We start from the raw sequence: 20,833 nt of genomic DNA, 5'->3' as shown, positions 1-20,833 counted from the left end.
GTCAGGTACCCACCACCCAGGGAACGGCGACCCCCAGCAGTTCGGGCTTGCAAGCCCCTGGCGGTCGGGTGCCGAGTATAGACAGTTAGGCTGCTTATGACAACGGAAGGGGGTAGCCCAAATAGCGCATTGCCTTTAGCGAGCAAAAGGCGTAAATGGGCGAGAATTTCGCGAAAAATCAGGCCTCGGAGCCGGTTTCAACCAGCCTTTAGGCAAATTGACATTCGAATTTACTTCTCTATAGTGGTGCGGGCCCTGCGTGGGGGGTCTGTCTGATGATTTCAAGCATTAATAGGAGGCCACATGGCTGACAAAAAAGCGCAGTTGGTCATCGAGGGCGCTGCCCCCGTCGAGCTGCCCATTTTAACCGGCACCGTTGGTCCTGATGTAATCGACGTCCGCGGGTTGGGGGCCACTGGTCACTTCACCTTCGACCCTGGTTTCATGGCGACCGCCTCGTGCGAGTCGAAGATCACCTACATCGATGGCGACAAGGGCGTACTGCTGCACCGCGGCTACCCGATCGAACAGCTCGCCGAGAAATCCGACTACCTGGAAACCTGCTACCTGCTGCTTAACGGCGAACTGCCCAATGCCGAGCAGAAGGCCCAGTTCGTCAGCACCGTGAAAAACCACACCATGGTTCACGAGCAGCTGAAGTCCTTCTTCAACGGTTTCCGCCGCGACGCTCACCCGATGGCGGTGATGTGCGGCGTGGTTGGCGCCCTGTCGGCGTTCTACCACGACTCCCTGGACATCAATAACCCGCAACACCGCGAGATCTCCGCGGTGCGCCTGGTCGCCAAGATGCCGACCCTGGCCGCGATGGTTTACAAGTACTCCATGGGCCAGCCAATGATGTATCCGCGCAACGACCTGTCGTACGCGGAAAACTTCCTGCACATGATGTTCAACACCCCGTGCGAGATCAAACCGATCAGCCCGGTACTGGCCAAGGCAATGGACCGGATCTTCATCCTCCACGCCGACCACGAGCAGAATGCCTCCACGTCCACCGTGCGCCTGGCCGGCTCGTCGGGTGCCAACCCGTTCGCCTGTATCGCCGCTGGTATCGCCGCACTGTGGGGCCCTGCCCACGGCGGTGCGAACGAAGCCGTACTGACCATGCTCGATGAAATTGGCGATGTCTCGAACATCGACAAGTACATCGCCAAGGCCAAGGACAAGAACGACCCGTTCAAGCTGATGGGCTTCGGTCACCGCGTGTACAAGAACCGCGACCCGCGCGCCACCGTGATGAAGAAGACCTGCGACGAAGTCCTGGGCGAACTCGGCATCAAGAACGATCCGCAGCTGGAACTGGCGATGCGCCTGGAAGAGATCGCCCTGACCGATCCGTACTTCATCGAGCGCTCGCTGTACCCGAACGTCGACTTCTACTCGGGCATCATCCTGAAGGCGATCGGCATTCCGACCAGCATGTTCACTGTGATCTTCGCCCTGGCACGTACCGTAGGCTGGATCTCGCACTGGAAAGAAATGCTCTCCAGCCCGTACAAGATTGGCCGCCCGCGCCAGCTGTACACCGGCGAGCTGCAGCGCGATATCGTCGAGCTGAAAGACCGCAAGTAAGCTCCCAGAGCCGAACGCAAAAGGCTGCCCTCGGGCAGCCTTTTTCATGCTTGCGGCAGCGGGCTTACCCGCGAAAACACCAGCACACGCCAGCCAAAAGGCTTCAGTTCTTCTCAGCCCGCTCGCGCAACCCCTTCAGGGTATTGAACGGTGCATCGACCACGAACTTGTTGGCGACCATCGCTGGCACACTGCCCCCCGGCTCGGTGTGCACCTGGTAGGTCACTTCGGTGCTGTCGCCCTTGGGCACCAGCTTCCAGAAGCCTTCGACTTTCGCCACCCGCACGAACCCCTTCTCTTCCGGGATATAGGTCGGCTCTTCTTTCAGCTCCCGAGTCAAGCTGCCATCGGCGCCCTTGACCGTGGTGATGTGCAGCACCGAGTCCCGCGGCGTCACCGGCCAAGGCGTATTGAACCGGGTGTAGGTCCAGCTCTGATCACCCTCATGCTTGAGCAGCTTCTGCGATTCGCACTCATGAATCCAGGCACATGCACCGGCCACATCTTCCTGCAGCGCCTGCACCTTGGCCAAAGGGGCCTTGATCAGGGTCACGCCGCGGTAGGCCTTGTACTTGGACCCCGGCACTTCGCTGAGGGAAACCTTGATCCCCTCCTCGTCCTTGGCCACTTGCCAGTTTTCTGCCCAGGCGGCCGGGACCAGCAGGACACCCATGCCACACAGCAGTGCAATACGCTTGAACGATCTCATCATCTTTATCCTTGTTGTCGAAGATCCAGCTTGTCACGCCGCCGTCATTTGCTCCCACCAGCCAAGAATCCTGATTGCCTCATCGCGATCACTGCCACAGACCTCGACATCTGCCTTGAAACCACCACACACCGCCGGCCGCTCAGGCTTGCCGAACAGGTCGCAGAGGTTGTCGACGGTCAGGTGCAGGCAGCGCTCGCCGGCAGGCTTGCCGTGAGGCATGCGCGGCATTGCAGAGCTGATGGACGGGGCGATGCAGCAGGCACCACAGCCTTCACGGCAATTCATGGCAATACACCAAAATCAGGACTCCCTGGAACAAAACGGGACGAACGTCCCTGGATACTAACCGCTCAAACATACGTTTGAAATTGCTGGCCCGATGAAATCTGCCGTGACCCAGTAGTCAGTTGGACTGGGCTACTGGCGGAATTCGAAATCGATCGCCGCACCTTCGACGTCATGACGGCTCTCGTTGCGCAGTTGAAGCTGCATTTCATTGCTGATCAGTCGGCCATTGAGCTGGAACGGGCTGTCGTTGCTCTGCGGTTTTTCGGTGAACATCGCCGGCAGCAAAGGTTTGCGGCGAGTGGCAGGATCACCGACATTCGGCTCGAGGTCCTTAACCATGTCCGCCGGCAGACTCAGGTCGAGCTTCGCCTTGGGCACTGGCTTGGCCACCGCCTTGCTGACCGGTTTGCGTACAGCCTTTGGCTTGGCGCCGGGCTTGGTCTGAGGCTTGACTGCCTGCTTGGCCGGCGCCTTTTTGGCGGCCGATTTGCCCTGTACCGCTTGGGCTGAAGGCTGTGCAGCCTGCGCCGCATGACAGGGCATGCACAGGGGCGCAAGGCAGAAAATCAGGGCAAAGCTACGCAACAGGTTCATGGACATCGGCAGACAGGTTGTCAAAATGCGTATGCTGTCTGTTCCGCCGACGCCTGGCAAGCCTTACAAAAGTGTTGGCGCAGACTCTCTGCACAGTTGCTGGGCCAGCAAACCAAGGGTGATCACCGCACGCTCGGCTTCCTTGTTCCACGGGATGCCACAGTTCAGGCGAATGCAGTGATTGAACTGCTCGGTATTACTGAAGATCAGCCCCGGTGCAATGCTGATGCCCTGCTCCAGCGCGCGCACATGCAAATCCTGGGTATTGACCCGCCCCGGCAGGCTGACCCAGAGAATGAAGCCACCGGTTGGCCGGGTCATCTGGGTGCCCTCCGGGAAATGCTGCTGTACGGCCAATTGATAGGCACTGAGGTTCTTGCGGTACTCCTGACGGATAAAACGCAGGTGACGGTCATACCCGCCATTCTCCAGATAGGCTGCCACCCCCATCTGCGTCACGCTGCACGCCGAGTGGGTGGTGAAGGTCTGCAACCGTTGAATCTCGTCCTGATAGCGCCCAGCCACCATCCAGCCGACCCGCACACCGGGCGACAGGGTCTTGGAAAAGCTGGAGCAGTAGATCACCCGGTCCAGCCGGTCGAACGCCTTGAGGGCCTTGGTCTTGCCTTGCTCGAACATCAACTCGCCATAGATATCGTCTTCAACGATCTGAATATCGAAGTCCGAAGCCAGGCGCAGCAGCTGCTTCTGCCGCTCCTCGGGGATGGTGCCACCCAACGGGTTGCTAAGACGCGAGGTCAGTACCAACGCCTTGATCGACCACTGGTTGGCCGCCAACTGCAGGGCCTCGAGGCTGATGCCGGTGGACGGGTCACTGGGAATCTCGATCACTTTCAGCCCGAGCAGATCGGCCAACTGCAACAGGCCGTAGTACGTCGGTGACTCGGCGGCGATCAGGTCACCCGGGCGGGTCAACACCCGCAGCGACATTTGCAAGGCGTCCACGCAGCCATGGGTCACGATCACTTCGCGCGGATCGACCAGTACCCCGGCATCGCGCATGCGGATTGCAATCTGCCGGCGCAGCGGCTCGAAACCGGGGCTGAACATGTAGCTGAAGGCCCGCGGGCTATGGAAGCGCGTAACCTTGGCGATCTGCTGATGCAGGGCGCGTACCGGCAGGTAATCGACGTGCGGCACGGCGGCACCAAAGGGGAAGACGCCGTCGCGACGGGCCTCGGTCAGCACCTGCTGAATGATACTGGCGCGGGTGACCAGGCCGGGGCGCTCCACGCGGGCGATGTCCGGGGTCTGCGCGGTCAGGGCCGGGGTCTGGTGCACGTAGTAGCCCGACTGCGGCCGGGCGCGGATCAGCCCTTGGTCTTCGAGATTGGCATAGGCCTGCAGCACCGTGGCATGGCTGACGTTGAGCTGGGCACTCATCTTGCGCACGGAAGGTACACGTTCGCCTGGCTGGTAGACACCGCGACGGATGTCATCGGCCAGTTGCTGGGCGATGCGCTGGTACAGCAGCAGGTTGGTCATGGCGATATCTCGACCCGCGCAGGGGCTCGTTGTTTTTGTGCGACTCACTGACGGTAGAGGATACCGTAACAGTTGCAAAGTGTACGGGAACAGATTGCAGAATAGTCGACAATACAGTTGCGTTGGCAGCTGTCGGGGGCCGCGGTGCCGGCCCCCGCTGCAATCGGTCAACGCGCCGGCGCGAGCTTGCCTTTGTCGTCAGAGAAGACGATCTCGACCCGACGGTTCTGCGCCCTGCCCCGCTCCGAGGCATTGGCCTCGATCGGGTATTGGTCGCCATAGCCTTCCACCGTCAGGCGTTTCTCGTCGATCCCAAGGTCGACCAGCATGTCGGCCACCGCCTGGGCGCGATCACGGGACAACGTGAGGTTGTCCTCCGGCGTGCCCGTGCTGTCGGTGTAGCCTTCGATACGCACCACACGACGGGGATTGAGCTGCAGGAACTGCACCAGCTTGAGCACGGTGCGGCTGGCCGAGTTCTTCAGGTCGGCACGACCGGTATCGAACAGCACATCACCCAGGGTCATCACCAGGCCGCGATCAGCCTGCTCCGAAGCCAATGCGGCGATCTGCGTCTCAACCCACTTGCCCTGCTGCTGCACACTCGCAAGCTTGGCCTCGCGCAACGCCAACTGCAGGCGCTGGCGCTCGAGGTCGAGCTTGGCCAAGCGTTCCTGGTTCAGCGCCAGCCTGGCGTGTTCACTGGCGATTTCGCTGTAACGCTGGCTCAGGTAAGCATAATGACGCACATCGCTGCCGGTGCCGACATAGCTGGACAAGCGTTCGGCACGGGCCAGCGACTCGCCGGCGCGGATTACGTCGCGCGGTGCGCTGCGCAACACGTCAGAATCATCCTTGACCTTCTGGAAGGCGGCGGCTGCATCGTCCAGTGCCGAGGCGCTGCGCTGGCTGGCACACCCTTGCAACCCGGCCGCCAGCGTCAGCAGCGCCAGCGCGGCGATTGGCTTGAAGCGCATCATGGCTGCACCTCCAGCTGCTTGCGCAGGCGTTTGACACGCGACTGCAGCAACTCGAGCTGCTCGTCACTTTTCTGGTTCAGCACGCGCGCCTCAGCAAGGCGCGCATCCAGTTCGGCCTGTTCGGCACGCATGCGGGCATCGCGGTAGTCTTCGGTGAGCATGTTGGTCTTGGCCCGGGCGAGCTTGTCTTCGGCAAGCTTCAGCTCCTCGACCTGATCGGTAGCGCCAACCGCCTTGGCCTGCTCCAGCGCCTGCTCGGAAATACGCATCTGCTCATTGGGCGCCGGGTCGTTGGCGCAGCCGGCCAGGCCGAGCATGGCCACGGCAAGGATCAGTGATTGGGTTTTCACGCACTCTTCCTACTGTTTGGGGGCGTCCGCCTGCACTTGCATCTGCGCTTTCCAGCGCTCGACATTACGTTGCAGCACGGCTTCGGACGCACCGGAGATCGGCAATTCTGTCAGTTTTTTCGCCAGTTGCCCACGCAACCAGGTGTCATTGCATGCCGAGTTATGCGAGACGGCCAGGTACAAGCCCGGCCGATCCACCGGCAGGCCTCGGGCGATCAGGTCATTGCTCATGCCCAGGCTCTGGGTCATGGCCATGCCCGAGTAGCGTCCAGCCAACACGTAGTCGACCTGGCCCAGCACCAGCTTCTGGAAAGCTTGTGTCAGGTTCTGCGCCGGCTCCAGCTTGAGCTGCGCCTTGGCGAATGCGCTGAATGCCGGCGTCAGGCGGGCCCGCTCCGACAGGCTACCCTGGTACCTGGCCAGGTCAGCAGGGCCATCGAAATCCAGCTCGGCATCATGACGGGTCCAGACCAGGTACTCGTTGAGCTGCAAAGGCGGATGGATGTAGTCCAGCGCCGTGAGCTGCTCCACCTGCATCGGGGTATCGAGCAACAGGTCCATGCGTCCGCTACGCACTTCCTCCAGGGCCTGATCGCGCTTGCCGGCATTGAGCACGTCCACCTTGACGCCCAATTCGCCGGCCACCTGGCGCAACAGGTCGACATTGGCACCGATCAGGTGCTTGGGGTCTTTCGGGTCTTGCCAGGAGTAAGGCGGTGCGTCCGGGCTGCCGGTCGCCACCAGACGCTCACACTTGCCTGCTGCCATCGTCAGCGGCGACAACATCGCCATCGTGCACGCCAGCACCCTGCCCGCTTTGCGAAACGCCATCCTTCACTCCTTGCCCGCACAAAAAAGCCCGGCCCTCAGTACGAGGGCCGGGCTTCTTTATAAGTGAAGCAGGCGGATCAGACCAGCTTTTCCAGCTCTGGGACGGCTTCGAACAGGTCAGCGACCAGGCCGTAGTCAGCCACCTGGAAGATCGGCGCCTCTTCGTCCTTGTTGATCGCGACGATCACCTTGGAGTCCTTCATGCCGGCCAGGTGCTGGATCGCGCCGGAGATACCGACGGCGATGTACAGCTGCGGTGCAACGATTTTGCCGGTCTGGCCGACCTGCATGTCGTTGGGCACGAAGCCTGCGTCGACCGCGGCGCGCGAGGCACCGACGGCAGCGCCAAGCTTGTCGGCCAGGCTGTACAGGTGCTTGAAGTTGTCACCGTTGCCCATGCCACGGCCGCCGGAAACGACGATCTTGGCAGCGGTCAGCTCAGGGCGGTCGGACTTGGCCAGTTCTTCGCCGACGAAGGCAGAGATACCGGTGTTGTGGGCTGCACCCACCGCTTCGACAGTAGCCGAACCCCCTTCGGCAGCGACAGCGTCGAAGCCGGTGGTACGCACGGTGATGACCTTGACCGCAGCGCTCGATTGCACAGTGGCAATAGCGTTACCGGCATAGATCGGGCGCTTGAAGGTATCGGCAGCTTCGACCGAGATGATCTCGGAGATCTGGTCGACGTCCAGCAGCGCAGCAACACGCGGCAGGATGTTCTTGCCGTTGGTGGTGGCCGGGGCCAGCACGTGGCTGTAACCCTTGGCCAGCTCGACGATCAGCGGCGCAGCGTTCTCTGGCAGCAGGTGCGCGTAGGCCGCATTGTCGGCGACCAGCACCTTGGCGACACCCGCGATCTTGGCGGCGGATTCGGCGACGCCACCCACATTCTGGCCCGCGACCAGCACGTGGATATCACCACCGATCTTGGCAGCTGCGGCGACAGTGTTCAGGGTGGCCGGGGCTACGGCACCGTTCTCGTATTCAGCGACAACCAGGATAGTCATTTAGATTACCTTCGCCTCGTTCTTCAGTTTCTCGACCAGTTCAGCCACCGACTTGACCTTGATCCCGGCGCTGCGCGCAGCAGGCGCTTCGACCTTCAGGGTCTTGTTGGTGGAGGCGAGCGATACGCCCAGGGCATCTGGCGTAACGGTTTCCAGCGGCTTCTTCTTGGCCTTCATGATGTTCGGCAGCGACGCGTAGCGCGGCTCGTTCAGGCGCAGGTCGGTGGTGACAATCGCCGGCAGGTTCAGAGCAACGGTCTGCAGGCCGCCATCGATTTCACGCGTGACGTTGAGTTTGTCACCAGCGACTTCGACCTTCGAGGCGAAGGTGCCTTGGGCGAAGCCGGTCAACGCAGCCAGCATCTGGCCGGTCTGGTTGTTGTCGCTGTCGATGGCCTGCTTGCCGAGAATGACCAGCTGCGGCTGTTCTTTATCGACAACGGCCTTGAGCGCCTTGGCCACGGCCAGGGAGTTCAGTTCATCGGCGGCTTCGACCAGGATAGCGCGGTCGGCACCCAGTGCCAGGGCAGTACGCAGCTGCTCCTGGGCAGTGGTCGGGCCGACAGAGACGACGACGATTTCGCTCGCCACGCCCTTCTCTTTCAGGCGCACAGCTTCTTCCACAGCGATTTCGCAGAAGGGGTTCATGGACATCTTGACGTTTGCAAGGTCGACGCCGGAGTTGTCCGCTTTGACGCGAACCTTGACGTTGTAGTCGACCACTCGTTTGACAGCTACAAGAACCTTCATGGATTCCTCGTTACTCTCCGGTGAATAGATAGTCGCCTGGGGCCATGCCCGGCGATGCGCGTGGGTACAAGGGCACCTCTAAAAACGTTGCGGGAGGGGCAAAGTTAACGGTGACCGATAAGTCTTGTTCAGACTATCGCGGCAAATACCCGCGGGTCATTTCCTGTTGTGGCGTGTAAACTCCACTACAACCCGGGTTTGGCCCGAAAACCCTGCTCCACAGCTGGTCTTTAGAGGTGTACCTGCGCCCGGCGGTAAGCCTACGGCGAACGGTAAACCGCTCGTATCTTGACCGTAACACCCAATCCGGTCAATACGGCAAATCGGTCACCCTCCAGCCGCGCTCCTGTGATTTTACTGGCCTGCGGCAAATTCAAACAAACGTTTGTATTGGACCCGCCAAGTGGTGTAGATATAATGCGCGGCCAAGACAAAACGGTGTAGTCCATCCTCTGCGCTGCTACAGCCCCGCTCCCGTGAAGGGCGGCCGCGCAGGATCACCCCACACCCATAAGACAAAGCAACAGCATGAGCCTTGATGAGTAGGAGAGAACCAGTGGAACGCGAATACATGGAATTCGACGTGGTCATCGTCGGCGCCGGCCCGGCGGGCCTGTCCGCCGCCTGCCGCCTGAAGCAGAAGGCCGCCGAAGCCGGTAGCGAGATCAGCGTCTGCGTGGTCGAGAAAGGCTCCGAAGTCGGTGCCCACATCCTCTCCGGTGCGGTCTTCGAACCGCGCGCCCTGAACGAACTGTTCCCCGACTGGAAAGCACTGGGTGCGCCGCTGAACACCGAGGTCAAGCGCGACGACATCTATGTGCTCAAGGATGCCGGTAGCGCGACCAAGGTACCTGACCTGTTCGTGCCCAAGACCATGCACAACCAGGGCAACTACATCATCTCGCTGGGCAACCTGTGCCGCTGGCTGGCCCAGCAGGCCGAGAACCTTGGCGTGGAAATCTACCCAGGCTTCGCCGCCCAGGAAGCGCTGTTCGACGAAAACGGTGTGGTCCGCGGCATCGTCACCGGCGACCTGGGCGTTGACCGTGAAGGCAACCCCAAGCAAGGCCTGTATACGCCAGGCATGGAACTGCGCGCCAAGTACACCTTGTTCGCCGAAGGTTGCCGTGGCCATATCGGCAAGCAACTGATCAAGCGTTTCAACCTCGACAGCGAGTCCGATGCCCAGCACTACGGCATCGGCCTCAAGGAAATCTGGGAAATCGACCCGAGCAAGCACGAACAGGGCCTGGTGGTACACACCGCCGGTTGGCCACTGGACGTGATGAGCGCCGACAATACCGGCGGCTCGTTCCTTTATCATCTGGAAAACAATCAGGTGGTGGTCGGCCTGATCGTCGACCTGTCGTACACCAACCCCTACCTGTCGCCGTTCGACGAGTTCCAGCGGCTCAAGCACCACCCGGTGATCAAACAGTACCTTGAAGGCGGCAAACGCATCAGTTACGGCGCCCGGGCCATCTGCAAAGGTGGCTTGAACTCGTTGCCGAAGATGGTCTTCAATGGCGGCGCGCTGATTGGCTGCGACCTTGGCACCCTGAACTTCTCCAAGATCAAGGGCAGCCACACCGCGATGAAGTCCGGCATGCTGGCAGCCGACGCCGTGGCCGATGCACTGGTCGCCGGCAGCGAGGGCGGCGATGCACTCACCACTTATGTCGATGCCTTCAAGGCCAGCTGGCTGTATGAAGAGTTGTTCGCCAGCCGTAACTTTGGCCCGGCGCTGCACAAGTTCGGCCCGATCCTGGGCGGTGCGTTCAACTACATCGACCAGAACTGGTTCGCCGGCAAGCTGCCCTTCACCCTGCATGACACCAAGCCGGACTACGCCTGCCTCAAGCTGGCGGCCGATTCGAAAAAGATCGATTACCCGAAACCGGACGGCAAGCTCAGCTTCGACAAGCTCAGTTCGGTGTTCCTCTCCAGCACCAACCACGAAGAGGAACAACCCTGCCACCTGAAGCTGGCCGACCCGAACGTGCCAATCGCCAGCAACCTACCGCTCTACGACGAGCCGGCGCAGCGTTACTGCCCGGCAGGCGTGTACGAAGTGGTTACCCAGGAAGATGGCAACAAGCGCTTCCAGATCAACGCGCAGAACTGCGTACACTGCAAGACCTGCGACATCAAGGACCCGGCCCAGAACATCACTTGGGTCACCCCTGAAGGCGCCGGCGGGCCGAACTACCCGAACATGTAAGCCCTGCCCCGCGCAACGACAAAGCCCCCAGGTCACAAGACCTCGGGGGCTTTTTCATGAGCCATGCAGCACGATCAGGTTGACCACACCTGACGCCTGTAGCAAACCACCGCTTGGCCAGTGTCCAAGCCGTTCGAGTACATGCCCAGGCAAACGCCGCCGTCGAGCGGCAACGCCCGGAGGCATCGGCCTGCCGGGCGCCCCATCAGGATGCCGAGGTTGCCGGGCGCTGCGCCCTGCAGCCTGCATCACGGCGGCCATAATGCAGCGCCGTCATCAGCCCCACCAGGCCCATGATCAGGCAGAAGCCGACACATACCCAAGGACTCCAGGGCATCAGCGCAATCAACGCCAGCGGTGTGGTGCTGGCCCACAGTGCATAGGCGACGTTATAGGTAAAGGAAATACCCGATACCCGGATCTCGGCCGGGAACAACCCCACCATCACCGAGGGCACCACCCCCACCACACCACAGCTCAACCCTGCCACGGCATACGCCAGCCAGGTCAGGCCCCACTGCCCCACCAGGCTCGCATACAGCGCGCCAATGCCCAGTGGCAGCAGCAGGCTGTAGATCATCAGCGCACGCCAGGCCCCCAGACGGTCGACCAGCAGCCCAGCCAGCACACAGCCAATATTGAGAAAAACGATCCCCACACTGCTCAGGGCGAAGGTGTGCCCGGCCGACATGCCGAAACGTTGCTGCATCACGGTCGGGGTAATGACCACCAGCACCACAACCGCCGACGTCAGCACGCAGGTCAACAGCGCGGCGGGGAGCAGTGACCGCCGGTGCTCGCCCAGCACCCGCCGCAGCGGGAATGCCACAGGCTGCTCCTGACGTTGGCGCAGCGCCAGGAACACCGGTGTTTCATTCAGCCAGCGGCGCAGCCACACACCAATCACACCAAATACCCCCCCGAGCAGGAACGGATAGCGCCAGGCGTAATCGAGAATTTCCTGGGCGGTAAACGCCTGGGCCAGCAGCGTCGCAGTCAGCGCGCCCAAAAGGTACCCAAAGGTCAGCCCCGCTTGCAGAAAGCCCAGGGCATACCCACGGCGCCCCTGCGGAGCGTGCTCAGCAACGAAGGTCCAGGCGCTTGGCACTTCACCGCCCACTGCAGCACCCTGCAGGATACGCAACGCCAGCAGCAACAACGGGGCTGCGTAACCGATCTGGGCATAGGTGGGCATCATGCCGATCAGCAGACACGGCAAGGCCATCATCAGAATGCTCAGGCTGAATACCCGCTTGCGCCCCAGGTGGTCGGCGAAGTGGGCCATGAGAATGCCGCCCAAAGGCCGCGCCAGGTAGCCGGTGACGAAGATGCCGAAGCTCTGTAACAGGCGCAGCCATTCGGGCATTTGCGGGGGGAAGAACAACTGGCTGAGGGTCAGGGCGAAGAACACGAAGATGATGAAATCGTAGATTTCCAGCGCACCACCCAGTGCCGCCAGGCCCAGGGTCCGATGGTCACCACGGCTGAACCGGGGCGGGGGAGCGGTATCGATGGCAGTCATGCAAGAGCCCACAAATCGGCAAAGGGCAAGAGGATAACAAATACCCGCCGCCTTGCCCTGCCCCGGCTAACGGCTGAACACCGTCTGGCCGAAGTTCTTGCGCTGGTATGCTGGCGGCCCGCTGCCCGCGACGCCTGGGGGCAAGGCGATCTTGCCGACCAGCACCGGCCCATCGATGATCGCCATGAACGACTCCAGCGCCTCGTTATCAGGCACCTGCGGCAGGCTGACGCTCACGGCCTGGCGCTCGGTCTGCGGCACCGTGGGTACTTTCAGCTGCCGGGAGTGGTACAACAGCGCATGTTGGATCTGCGTGCTGACCCGGCAAAAACGGGCCAGGTCGACACCTGCATGGCTGGCCAGCTCGATATTGCCAATCAGCAGGTTGAACGGTTGCAGCGCGCAATGTACCAGGCGCTGGAGCTCCTCGAAGCTCTCCACGGGCGCGATCCGGTAATAGCCCAGACCATTGAGCAGTCTCTCCAGCTGCAGGCGCTGAGACGGATGCTCGTCGGCAATCAGGATGCGCAGGGTCTTGTTTGGCATTGTCGGACCTGGGCAGTCGGGTGAATAGGGGCACGCTCCCTGACCAAACTGCGCCAGTAACAGGCAACCGCCAGGGCTGTGCCTGGAGGGGTCAATCTAGATAGTTGTCGGGAAACACCTAGAAATCAAGTGGCCAGCACACAGAATTTTCACTGGCGGTTTACCACTTTTTCAAGATTCCCATTGGCGCATGCGCACGCGGCAATGCTTCATGGCGTTGACGATGTGCTTTTCCACCAGACAGCGGGAGATGCCCAGGCGCTCGGCAATCTGCTGATGCGACAGGCCTTCGAGCTTGCGCAGCAGGAAGCTTTCGCGGCAGGGTTTGGCCAGCTCGTCCAGGGCTTTCGTCATCAGCGCCAGGCGCTGGTCAAGCTGCAGATCCTGCTGCAGCTCGGCGCTGTGCAAACGCCCATCCTCATCGAGTACGTCCAGCGGCTCGGCCCGACGCACCAGCAGGCGCCGGTGCCGGTCGACCACCAGGTTGAGCGCAGTGCGGTACAAAAATGCTCGGGGGTGGGTGATCTGCTTGTCGTCGGCGCACTCGAGCACCCGCACATAGGCATCGTGGGCAACGTCCTCGGCCGCCTGACGGCTGCCCAGGCGCGCGGAGAGAAAACTCACCAGTTCGCGATAGTAACGTTCCACAACAACACCTGAGATCGCCTTGCAACCCCGCAGTGCGGGGGCGGGACAGAGTGATAGCAGCGTCGAATACTACAAAGTATAACCATTCTCAGCAACACGTTGCCCCCACGCCGCTGGGGCTAAATCCGTCGCCCCTGCCTTCGTTTACTTGGCACCTCCCTGCGCGCCACGAGTGGCAGCGCGTGGCCGTTCCCCCTGGCTGGAAGCCCCCATGAGCCGTTTAACCCATCCCCGCCGCCCGTTCATTCTCGCCGGCCTGGGCCTGCTGAGCGTGGGCTGCCTGCTAGCCTGGCAGCGCCTCCCCTTGGGTGCGCACCCGACCAGCACCGTCACGGTGACCCGAAGCGACATCGAAAGCAGCGTCACAGCCTTGGGAACGTTGCAACCCCGGCGTTATGTGGATGTGGGCGCCCAGGCATCCGGGCAGATCCGCAAACTGCATGTTGAAGCGGGCGACCCAGTGCGCAAGGGCCAACTGCTGGTCGAGATCGACCCTTCCACCCAACAGGCGCGGCTTGATGCCGGGCGGTTCTCGATCGATAACCTCAAGGCCCAGCTAGCCGAACAGCGCGCGCAGTTCCAACTCGCCAGTCACCAGCTCAAGCGCCAGCGTGACCTGGCCGCCGCTGGCGCCACGCGTGACGAGGACGTGCAAGCTGCCCAAGCACAGCTCAAGGTCACCCAGGCACGCATCGACATGTTCCAGGCCCAGATCCGCCAGGCCCAGGCCAGCCTGCGCAGCGACGAGGCCGAGCTGGGCTATACCCGCATCTACGCCCCCATGGACGGTACGGTGGTGGCCGTCGATGCTCGAGAAGGCCAGACCCTCAACGCCCAGCAACGCACCCCCTTGATCCTGCGCATCGCCAGGCTCTCGCCCATGACGGTCTGGGCACAGGTCTCCGAAGCCGACATCGGCAAGGTAAAACCCGGCATGACCGCCTATTTCACCACGCTGGCCGGCGGCAAGCGGCGTTGGAGCAGCACCGTGCGGCAGATCCTGCCGATCCCGCCCAAACCTTTGGAAGAAGCCAGCCAAGGCGGCGGCAGCCCTGCCAGCGCAGGCAGCACCGGCAGCCATGTGGTGCAGTACACCGTGCTGCTCGATGTGGAAAACCCCGATGGTGCGTTGATGGCCGACATGACCACGCAGGTGTTCTTTGTCGCCGGGCAAGCCAGCCAGGTGCTGACCGTGCCTCTGGCCGCGCTGGATGGCGACGATGGCCAGCACGTGGCACGCGTGCTCGATCAGCACGGCAAGGTGGTGCAGCGCCAGGTTCGCACCGGGCTCAGTGATCGCCTGCGCGTTCAGGTGCTCGACGGCCTCAGCGAAGGCGAGCAGCTACTGATCGGCGCTCCCAGCGCCAGTGGAGGTTGAATGACTGCGCCGCTGATCGAACTGGTCGATATCCGCAAGTCATACGGTGGTGTCGACACACCGAAGGTCGAGGTGCTGCAGGGCATCAGCCTGAGCATCCATGCCGGCGAGTTCGTCGCCATCGTTGGCGCCTCCGGCTCAGGCAAATCGACCCTGATGAACATCCTGGGCTGCCTGGATCGCCCTACCTCGGGCAGCTACCACTTCGCCGGCAAGGACGTTGCTGACCTGAGCAGCGACGAACTGGCCTGGCTACGTCGCGAAGCGTTCGGCTTCGTGTTCCAGGGGTACCATCTGATTGCTTCAGGCTCGGCCCAGGAGAATGTCGAAATGCCGGCCATCTATGCCGGCACCCCCGCCACCGAGCGCCATGCCCGCGCCGCCACCCTGCTGGCACGTCTGGGGCTGTCCAGCCGTAGCGGCAACCGCCCGCACCAGTTGTCGGGCGGCCAGCAACAGCGGGTCTCGATCGCCCGTGCGCTGATGAACGGGGGCCACATCATCCTTGCCGACGAACCCACCGGCGCGCTCGACAGCCACAGCGGGACCGAGGTCATGGCCCTGCTCGACGAACTGGCTGGCCAGGGCCATGTGATCATTCTCATCACCCACGATCGCCAGGTGGCGGCACGGGCGCAGCGGGTGATCGAGATTCGCGATGGCCTGATGATCAGCGACACCCCCACCCACCAAGCGCCCGCCGCGCCACGCCAGGCTTTGCAAGCCGGCGACTTGCGCCAGCGTCTGGATCGCGGTGCTACCCTGCGCGGTGCGTGGAAAGGAGAACTGCTCGAAAGCCTGCAAGCAGCCTGGCGCGTAATGTGGGTCAACCGCTTTCGCACCGCCCTGACCCTGCTCGGCATCATCATCGGGGTGGCATCAGTGGTGGTCATGCTTGCCGTGGGCGAAGGCAGCAAACGCCAGGTGATGGCGCAGATGGCCGCGTTTGGCGCCAACATCCTCTACCTCAACGGCAAGCCGGCAACGTTGGGCGAACCCGCCGGGACCATTACCCTGGACGATGTCGCCGCCATTGGCCAGTTACCGCAGGTCAAGCAGATCATGCCAGTCCTGGGTGACAAGGTCATGGTGCGCCACGGCAACAACAGCCAGCGCTTCTATGTGGGCGGCAACAACACCTGGTTCCCGCAGATATTCAACTGGCCAGCGGTAGAGGGCGCGTTTTTCACCGAAACCGACGAAGCCAACGGCGCAGCCGTGGCGGTCATCGGCCAGAAAGTACGGGAAACGTTGCTGGAGCCCGGTCGCGATCCCATCGGGCAATACATCCTGATCGGCAACGTCCCTTTCCAGGTCGTCGGCATCCTCGCCGGTAAGGGCGCAAGTTCCGGTGACCAGGACGCCGACGGGCGGATCGTCGTGCCCTACTCGGCGGCGGCGGTCCGCCTGTTCGGGCAGCGTGACCCTGATTACATCACCGTTGCGGCCCTCGACTCGACCAGGGTCGATGAAACCGAAGCCGCCATCGACCACCTGCTGCGACAGCGCCACCAGGGCCGCCATGACTTCGAACTGACCAACGCCGCCGCGCTGATTCAGGCCGAGGCGCGCACCCAGAACAGCCTGTCGCTGATGCTAGGGGCAATTGCGGCCATCTCTCTGCTGGTAGGCGGCATCGGCGTGATGAACATTATGCTCATGACGGTCCGTGAACGTACCCGCGAGATAGGCATACGCATGGCCACTGGCGCACGGCAGCGCGACATCCTGCGCCAGTTCCTCAGCGAGGCGGTCATGCTGTCGATGGTCGGCGGCCTGGCCGGCATCGCCTTGGCCCTGCTCATCGGCGCGGGCCTGATGCTGGCCGACGTGGCCGTGGCCTTCGCCCTGTCGGCCATGCTCGGCGCCTTTTCCTGCGCAGTTCTCACCGGCATCGTGTTCGGCTTCATGCCGGCGTGCAAAGCCTCCCGACTCGACCCGGTCAAAGCACTCACCAGCGAATAGCCCATGACATTGCCAAGCCGCATCAGCCTGTTGTTTCTGAGCCTGGGCCTCACCGCCTGCAGCTTGCCGACCGCCCCGCAAAGCGGCATCACTGCGCCCTCCACCTGGCAAGGCGAAACCGCCCAGGCCAGCGCACCCTCGGCCCAGTGGTGGCACGCCTTCGCCAGCCGCGAACTGGACCGTCTGGTGGCGCGTGCCCAACGCAATGCCCATGACCTTGGTGCAGCGACCGCCCGGGTGCGCCAGGCCCAGGCCCGGGCCGTGATCGCCGGCGCACCTTTGTTGCCGGAACTGCAGCTGGGCCTTGAGGGTAGCCGCCAACGCCTGCTGCATGGTGAAGGCAATGATCAGCTGGACGTCAGCACCTATGAGCGAACGAGCACCTCGTTCGGCCTGCAACTTACCGCCAGCTATGAAATCGACTTCTGGGGTGGCCTGCGCGCAGCCCGGGCAAGTGCCTTGCACGGCCTTGATGCCAGCCGTTTCGAGCGCCAGACGGTCGAGCTGACCCTGGTCAGCAGCGTTGCCAACAGCTACCTGCAAGGCCTGGCCCTGGAAGAGCAACTGCGCATCGCCCGCCTTAACCTGCGCAACGCACGCGATGTGCTGGGCCTGGTCGAGAGCCGCCAGCGCGCAGGCTCCGCTACTCGCCTGGAGCTGGCCCAGCAGCGCAGCCTGGTGGCGGCCCAGGAACGGCAGTTGCCGTTGCTCGAACAGAAGCGCCAAGACAACCGCATCACCTTGGCCACCCTGCTGGGCGACCCGGTACAGGCGTTGCCGGCCAGCCCCGAAGCGATCGATGCGCTGCACTGGCCACGCACAGGCAGCGGCCTACCCAGCGAACTGCTCACCCGGCGCCCGGATATCGCCGCCGCCGAAGCACGCCTGGCCGCGGCCAACGCCAATGTGCAAGTGGCCAGGGCCGCGCTGCTACCAAAACTGACCTTGGGCGCCAATGTGGGCACGGGGGCAAGCACCTTCGCCGAGGTGTTCAACAGCGCCTATTACACCCTTACCGCGGGCCTTGTCGCGCCGGTGTTCAACAATGGTCGGCTGCGCGCATCGCGGGACTTGGCCGAAGCCGAGCAGGACGAACTGCTGGAAACCTACCGCAGCAGCATCATTGCAGGCTTCGCCGACGTCGAAAAGGCACTCAACGCCCTCCACGGCGTGGCATTGCAGTGGCAGTGGCAGGCCCAGGAGGTCGAGCACGCACGCACCGCCTTCGACTTCGCTCAACAACGCTACGCGGCGGGTGCAGAAACCTTGTTGAGCGTGCTTGAAACGCAGCGCACCCTATACCTTGCACAGGATCAGCAGGCGCAACTGCGCCTTGCCCGCCTGCAAGGCAGTGTGGCGCTGTACAAGGCCCTGGGGGGAGGCTGGCAGGTGGAGCACTGAGCCGTGGCAGGCCATGAAGGTAATTTGCAGCGGCACCGGCTCGTTCCTCAAGAAAGCCGTTTGCAAGAGGACTTCCGCATGTCCAGCTCCGCCAGCATGATAAAGGCATGCCAGCAAGGCCTACGCCGCCTGATTTCAGGCCGTTCACCGGCCACCAGCGCCTACCGCGTCTTCGACCTGGTGCTCGCCCGGCGTATCTGCCTGAGCCCATCGCTCGCTCGCCTGGTGTTTACCGGCCCGGATATCGAAGCAATGCACACCCTGGCGCCCGACCAACGGGTCAAGCTTTTCTTCCCCGCCCCTGACGGCTCGTTGCCTGTCCTGCCCCAGGACGCTCACTGGAAAGCCGCGCACACTGCGCTGCCAGCAGCCCAGCGCCCGCCCATGCGCACCTACACCATCCGTGCGTTGCGGCGGGAAACCCTGGAGGTCGATGTGGATTTCGTTCTGCATGGCGTCAGCGGCCCCGCATCGGCCTGGGCTACCCATGCCCAGGTCGGCGATAGGCTGCAGATGGTCGCGCCAAACCTGGCCTTCAATGACGATCCAGGCGGTTACGCGTGGAAGCCCCCTGCCGGGGTCCGCTCTGTATTGCTGGTGGGTGACGAGACGGCACTGCCCGCCATCGCCGGCATTCTCGAACAGCAGGCCGACACCCAGCCTACGCTGGCCATCGAGGCATTCATCGAGGTGCCCCTGGAGGCAGACTGCCTGCCCCTGCGCCACGGCGCGGCCACCCGCCTGCACTGGTTACCCCGTGAACTGCTGCGCTGCAGCCATGGCCAGGCCATGCAACATGCCGTACGCGAACTGGCACTGCTGCCGCAGGGGCACGACGCGGCCGGCCTGCAGCTTGAAGACGTGGACATCGACAAGCGCATTCTCTGGGAGCAGGCGAGCAGCGCCAGCAGTGGCTTCTATGCCTGGGTGGCAGGGGAATCGGCGGCTGTGATGGACATTCGCCGCTACCTGATCAAGGCGCGCGGGCTGCCGCGCGATTGCCTGACATTGATGGGGTACTGGCGGGCCGGGCGCACCCTTGACTGATTCGGTAAAGGGGCCGCCATGCGGCCCCTCTGCCTTCAGTTGGCGATGGCAGCCGCCACTGCATCGGCAAAGCGCTGCGCCACGTCGTCGATCTGTTGCGCGCTGATGATCAACGGCGGCAGGAAGCGCACCACCGCACCATAGCGCCCACCCAGTTCGAGAATCAGGCCACGCTTGAGGCATTCACGCTGCACCCTGGGCGCCAGCTCGCGGTTGGCCGGTGGATGGCCCAGTGCATCAGGCTGGCCTTGCGGCTCTACCAGCTCTACCCCGAGCATCAGGCCACGGCCACGGATATCGCCCAACTGCGGGTAATCCTTCTGCAGCAGAGTCAGGTGACCACGCAAGCGCTGGCCCATGGCCTCGGCATGCTCGGCCAGGCGGTGTTCGACCAGGTAATTGATCACCGCAGACCCTGCAGCCATGGCCATCTGGTTGCCGCGGAAGGTGCCGGCATGGGCGCCTGGCTTCCAGGTGTCGAGCCAGTCGCGATAGACCACCACCGCCAGCGGCAGGCTACCGCCAATGGCCTTGGACAGGGTGACCACATCCGGCACGATGCCCGCGTGCTCGAAGGCGAAGATGCGCCCGGTACGGGCGAAACCGCTCTGGATCTCGTCGACGATCAGCGCCACGCCAGCTTGTTCGGTGATACGGCGCACGCCCTGGAGCCACTGGATATCGGCGGGAATCACCCCACCTTCGCCCTGTACCACTTCCAGGATCACCGCTGCCGGCAGCGGCACGCCGCCTTCAGGGTCGAGCAGCAGGTTTTCCAGGTAATGCAGGTTGGCCTTGACCCCGGCCTCGCCACCCAGGCCAAACGGGCAACGGTAATCGTAAGGGTACGGCATGAACTGCACACCGTTGCCGAGCAAGGCGCCCAGCGGCTGCTTGGGGCCGTGGCTGCCCATCAGGCTGAGCGCGCCCTGGCTCATGCCATGGTAGGCACCCTGAAACGCCAGCACGGTGCTGCGCCCGGTGGCACTGCGCACCAGCTTGAGCGCCGCTTCCACCGCGTCGGTGCCGGTCGGGCCGCAGAACTGCACCTTGGCCTCACGGCGCAGCGCTTCTGGCAGCACACCGAACAGGTCCTGGACAAAGCGGTCCTTGACCGGTGTGGTCAGGTCGAGGGTATGCAGCGGCAGTTCATCGGCCAGCACACGCTGGATCGCTTCGATCACCACCGGGTGGTTATGGCCCAGGGCGAGAGTCCCTGCACCGGCCAGGCAATCGATGAACTGACGGCCTTCGACATCCTCGACATGAATGCCACGGGCGCGCTTGAGCGCCAGCGGGATGCGCCGCGGGTAGCTGCGGGCGTTGGACTCCTGGTGCTGCTGGCGTTGCAGCAACGGCGACTCGTTGAACTCGTACAACGGTTGCGGCGCGTTGGCCGGCAGGACCTGGGCAAGGCTGGAAGCGGTCGACATGGGGTAAATCCTCGCAAGCAAGCGAATGTGCGGGTGGTTATCGCTTGGAAAACGCTTGGCC

19 protein-coding genes are annotated in these 20,833 nt (G+C 63.0%); 6 read left to right on the top strand and 13 right to left on the bottom strand.

Going from position 1 to position 20,833, the window contains the following annotated elements; genetic code table 11:
* Positions 1 to 303 precede the first annotated feature (303 nt).
* Positions 304 to 1,593: a citrate synthase gene (gltA, locus tag L6D80_RS02065; RefSeq protein WP_054899921.1), complete on the top strand. Its 1,290-nt coding sequence runs from the start codon at positions 304 to 306 to the stop codon at positions 1,591 to 1,593.
* Positions 1,594 to 1,696: 103 nt separating this feature from the next.
* Here gltA and L6D80_RS02060 read toward each other — a convergent pair whose 3' ends face one another.
* The 9 genes from L6D80_RS02060 to L6D80_RS02020 all read right to left on the bottom strand — a co-directional run bounded on the left by L6D80_RS02060 (position 1,697) and on the right by L6D80_RS02020 (position 8,611).
* Positions 1,697 to 2,302 (bottom strand): START domain-containing protein, encoded by a 606-nt coding sequence (locus L6D80_RS02060; protein ID WP_176512517.1) that lies wholly within the window; start codon positions 2,300 to 2,302, stop codon positions 1,697 to 1,699.
* 33 nt (positions 2,303 to 2,335) lie between these two features.
* Complete coding sequence (locus L6D80_RS02055) at positions 2,336 to 2,590, bottom strand: YkgJ family cysteine cluster protein (protein ID WP_033699278.1); 255 nt, start codon at positions 2,588 to 2,590, stop codon at positions 2,336 to 2,338.
* A gap of 132 nt (positions 2,591 to 2,722) precedes the next feature.
* Entirely contained in the window at positions 2,723 to 3,187 is a 465-nt protein-coding gene (locus L6D80_RS02050) for a hypothetical protein (protein ID WP_176512516.1), read from the bottom strand.
* Positions 3,188 to 3,250: 63 nt separating this feature from the next.
* A complete protein-coding gene (locus L6D80_RS02045; protein ID WP_054899923.1) occupies positions 3,251 to 4,693 on the bottom strand; it encodes an aminotransferase-like domain-containing protein in 1,443 nt (480 codons plus the stop codon).
* Between the two features lie 167 nt (positions 4,694 to 4,860).
* Positions 4,861 to 5,673, bottom strand: a complete 813-nt coding sequence (locus L6D80_RS02040; protein WP_054899924.1) for an OmpA family protein — start codon at positions 5,671 to 5,673, stop codon at positions 4,861 to 4,863.
* A complete protein-coding gene (locus L6D80_RS02035; protein ID WP_054899925.1) occupies positions 5,670 to 6,023 on the bottom strand; it encodes a DUF4398 domain-containing protein in 354 nt (117 codons plus the stop codon). The genes L6D80_RS02040 and L6D80_RS02035 overlap by 4 nt, the downstream gene beginning before the upstream one ends.
* 9 nt (positions 6,024 to 6,032) lie before the next feature.
* On the bottom strand, positions 6,033 to 6,854 hold the full coding sequence (locus L6D80_RS02030) for a substrate-binding periplasmic protein (RefSeq protein WP_054899926.1): 822 nt from the start codon (positions 6,852 to 6,854) through the stop codon (positions 6,033 to 6,035).
* A gap of 77 nt (positions 6,855 to 6,931) precedes the next feature.
* Positions 6,932 to 7,861, bottom strand: coding sequence for an electron transfer flavoprotein subunit alpha/FixB family protein (locus L6D80_RS02025; RefSeq protein WP_054899927.1), 930 nt, complete (start codon positions 7,859 to 7,861; stop codon positions 6,932 to 6,934).
* Positions 7,862 to 8,611 (bottom strand): electron transfer flavoprotein subunit beta/FixA family protein, encoded by a 750-nt coding sequence (locus tag L6D80_RS02020; RefSeq protein WP_025339979.1) that lies wholly within the window; start codon positions 8,609 to 8,611, stop codon positions 7,862 to 7,864.
* A 556-nt stretch (positions 8,612 to 9,167) separates the two neighbouring features.
* On the opposite strand from L6D80_RS02020, the gene L6D80_RS02015 reads away from it, so the two are divergent.
* Complete coding sequence (locus tag L6D80_RS02015; protein ID WP_176512515.1) at positions 9,168 to 10,832, top strand: electron transfer flavoprotein-ubiquinone oxidoreductase; 1,665 nt, start codon at positions 9,168 to 9,170, stop codon at positions 10,830 to 10,832.
* Between the two features lie 205 nt (positions 10,833 to 11,037).
* On the opposite strand, the gene L6D80_RS02010 is transcribed toward L6D80_RS02015, so the two are convergent.
* From L6D80_RS02010 to L6D80_RS02000, 3 genes are all read right to left on the bottom strand, one after another.
* On the bottom strand, positions 11,038 to 12,354 hold the full coding sequence (locus tag L6D80_RS02010; RefSeq protein WP_176512514.1) for an MFS transporter: 1,317 nt from the start codon (positions 12,352 to 12,354) through the stop codon (positions 11,038 to 11,040).
* A 66-nt stretch (positions 12,355 to 12,420) separates the two neighbouring features.
* On the bottom strand, positions 12,421 to 12,900 hold the full coding sequence (locus tag L6D80_RS02005; RefSeq protein ID WP_054899930.1) for a response regulator: 480 nt from the start codon (positions 12,898 to 12,900) through the stop codon (positions 12,421 to 12,423).
* A gap of 171 nt (positions 12,901 to 13,071) precedes the next feature.
* Positions 13,072 to 13,548 carry a sigma-70 family RNA polymerase sigma factor gene (locus L6D80_RS02000; RefSeq protein WP_054899931.1) on the bottom strand — a complete coding sequence of 159 codons (477 nt, stop codon included), beginning with the start codon at positions 13,546 to 13,548 and terminating at the stop codon, positions 13,072 to 13,074.
* Positions 13,549 to 13,759: 211 nt separating this feature from the next.
* Here L6D80_RS02000 and L6D80_RS01995 point away from each other — a divergent pair, with 211 nt between their 5' ends.
* The 4 genes from L6D80_RS01995 (at position 13,760) to L6D80_RS01980 (ending at position 19,339) form a co-directional block, all read left to right on the top strand.
* Complete coding sequence (locus L6D80_RS01995; RefSeq protein ID WP_054899932.1) at positions 13,760 to 14,926, top strand: efflux RND transporter periplasmic adaptor subunit; 1,167 nt, start codon at positions 13,760 to 13,762, stop codon at positions 14,924 to 14,926.
* On the top strand, positions 14,927 to 16,891 hold the full coding sequence (locus tag L6D80_RS01990; RefSeq protein ID WP_176512513.1) for a MacB family efflux pump subunit: 1,965 nt from the start codon (positions 14,927 to 14,929) through the stop codon (positions 16,889 to 16,891).
* A 3-nt stretch (positions 16,892 to 16,894) separates the two neighbouring features.
* On the top strand, positions 16,895 to 18,292 hold the full coding sequence (locus L6D80_RS01985) for an efflux transporter outer membrane subunit (protein WP_176512512.1): 1,398 nt from the start codon (positions 16,895 to 16,897) through the stop codon (positions 18,290 to 18,292).
* 78 nt (positions 18,293 to 18,370) lie between these two features.
* Positions 18,371 to 19,339 (top strand): siderophore-interacting protein, encoded by a 969-nt coding sequence (locus L6D80_RS01980; protein WP_176512511.1) that lies wholly within the window; start codon positions 18,371 to 18,373, stop codon positions 19,337 to 19,339.
* 35 nt (positions 19,340 to 19,374) lie between these two features.
* On the opposite strand, the gene L6D80_RS01975 is transcribed toward L6D80_RS01980, so the two are convergent.
* A complete protein-coding gene (locus L6D80_RS01975; protein ID WP_176512510.1) occupies positions 19,375 to 20,772 on the bottom strand; it encodes an aspartate aminotransferase family protein in 1,398 nt (465 codons plus the stop codon).
* Positions 20,773 to 20,833: the final 61 nt, after the last annotated feature.

It is taken from the genome of Pseudomonas ceruminis (genome assembly GCF_021602025.1).
In the GTDB taxonomy this organism is placed as follows: domain Bacteria; phylum Pseudomonadota; class Gammaproteobacteria; order Pseudomonadales; family Pseudomonadaceae; genus Aquipseudomonas; species Aquipseudomonas ceruminis.
Note: the sequence above shows the minus strand (reverse complement) of the source record. Positions and strands in the feature narration are given on the sequence as shown.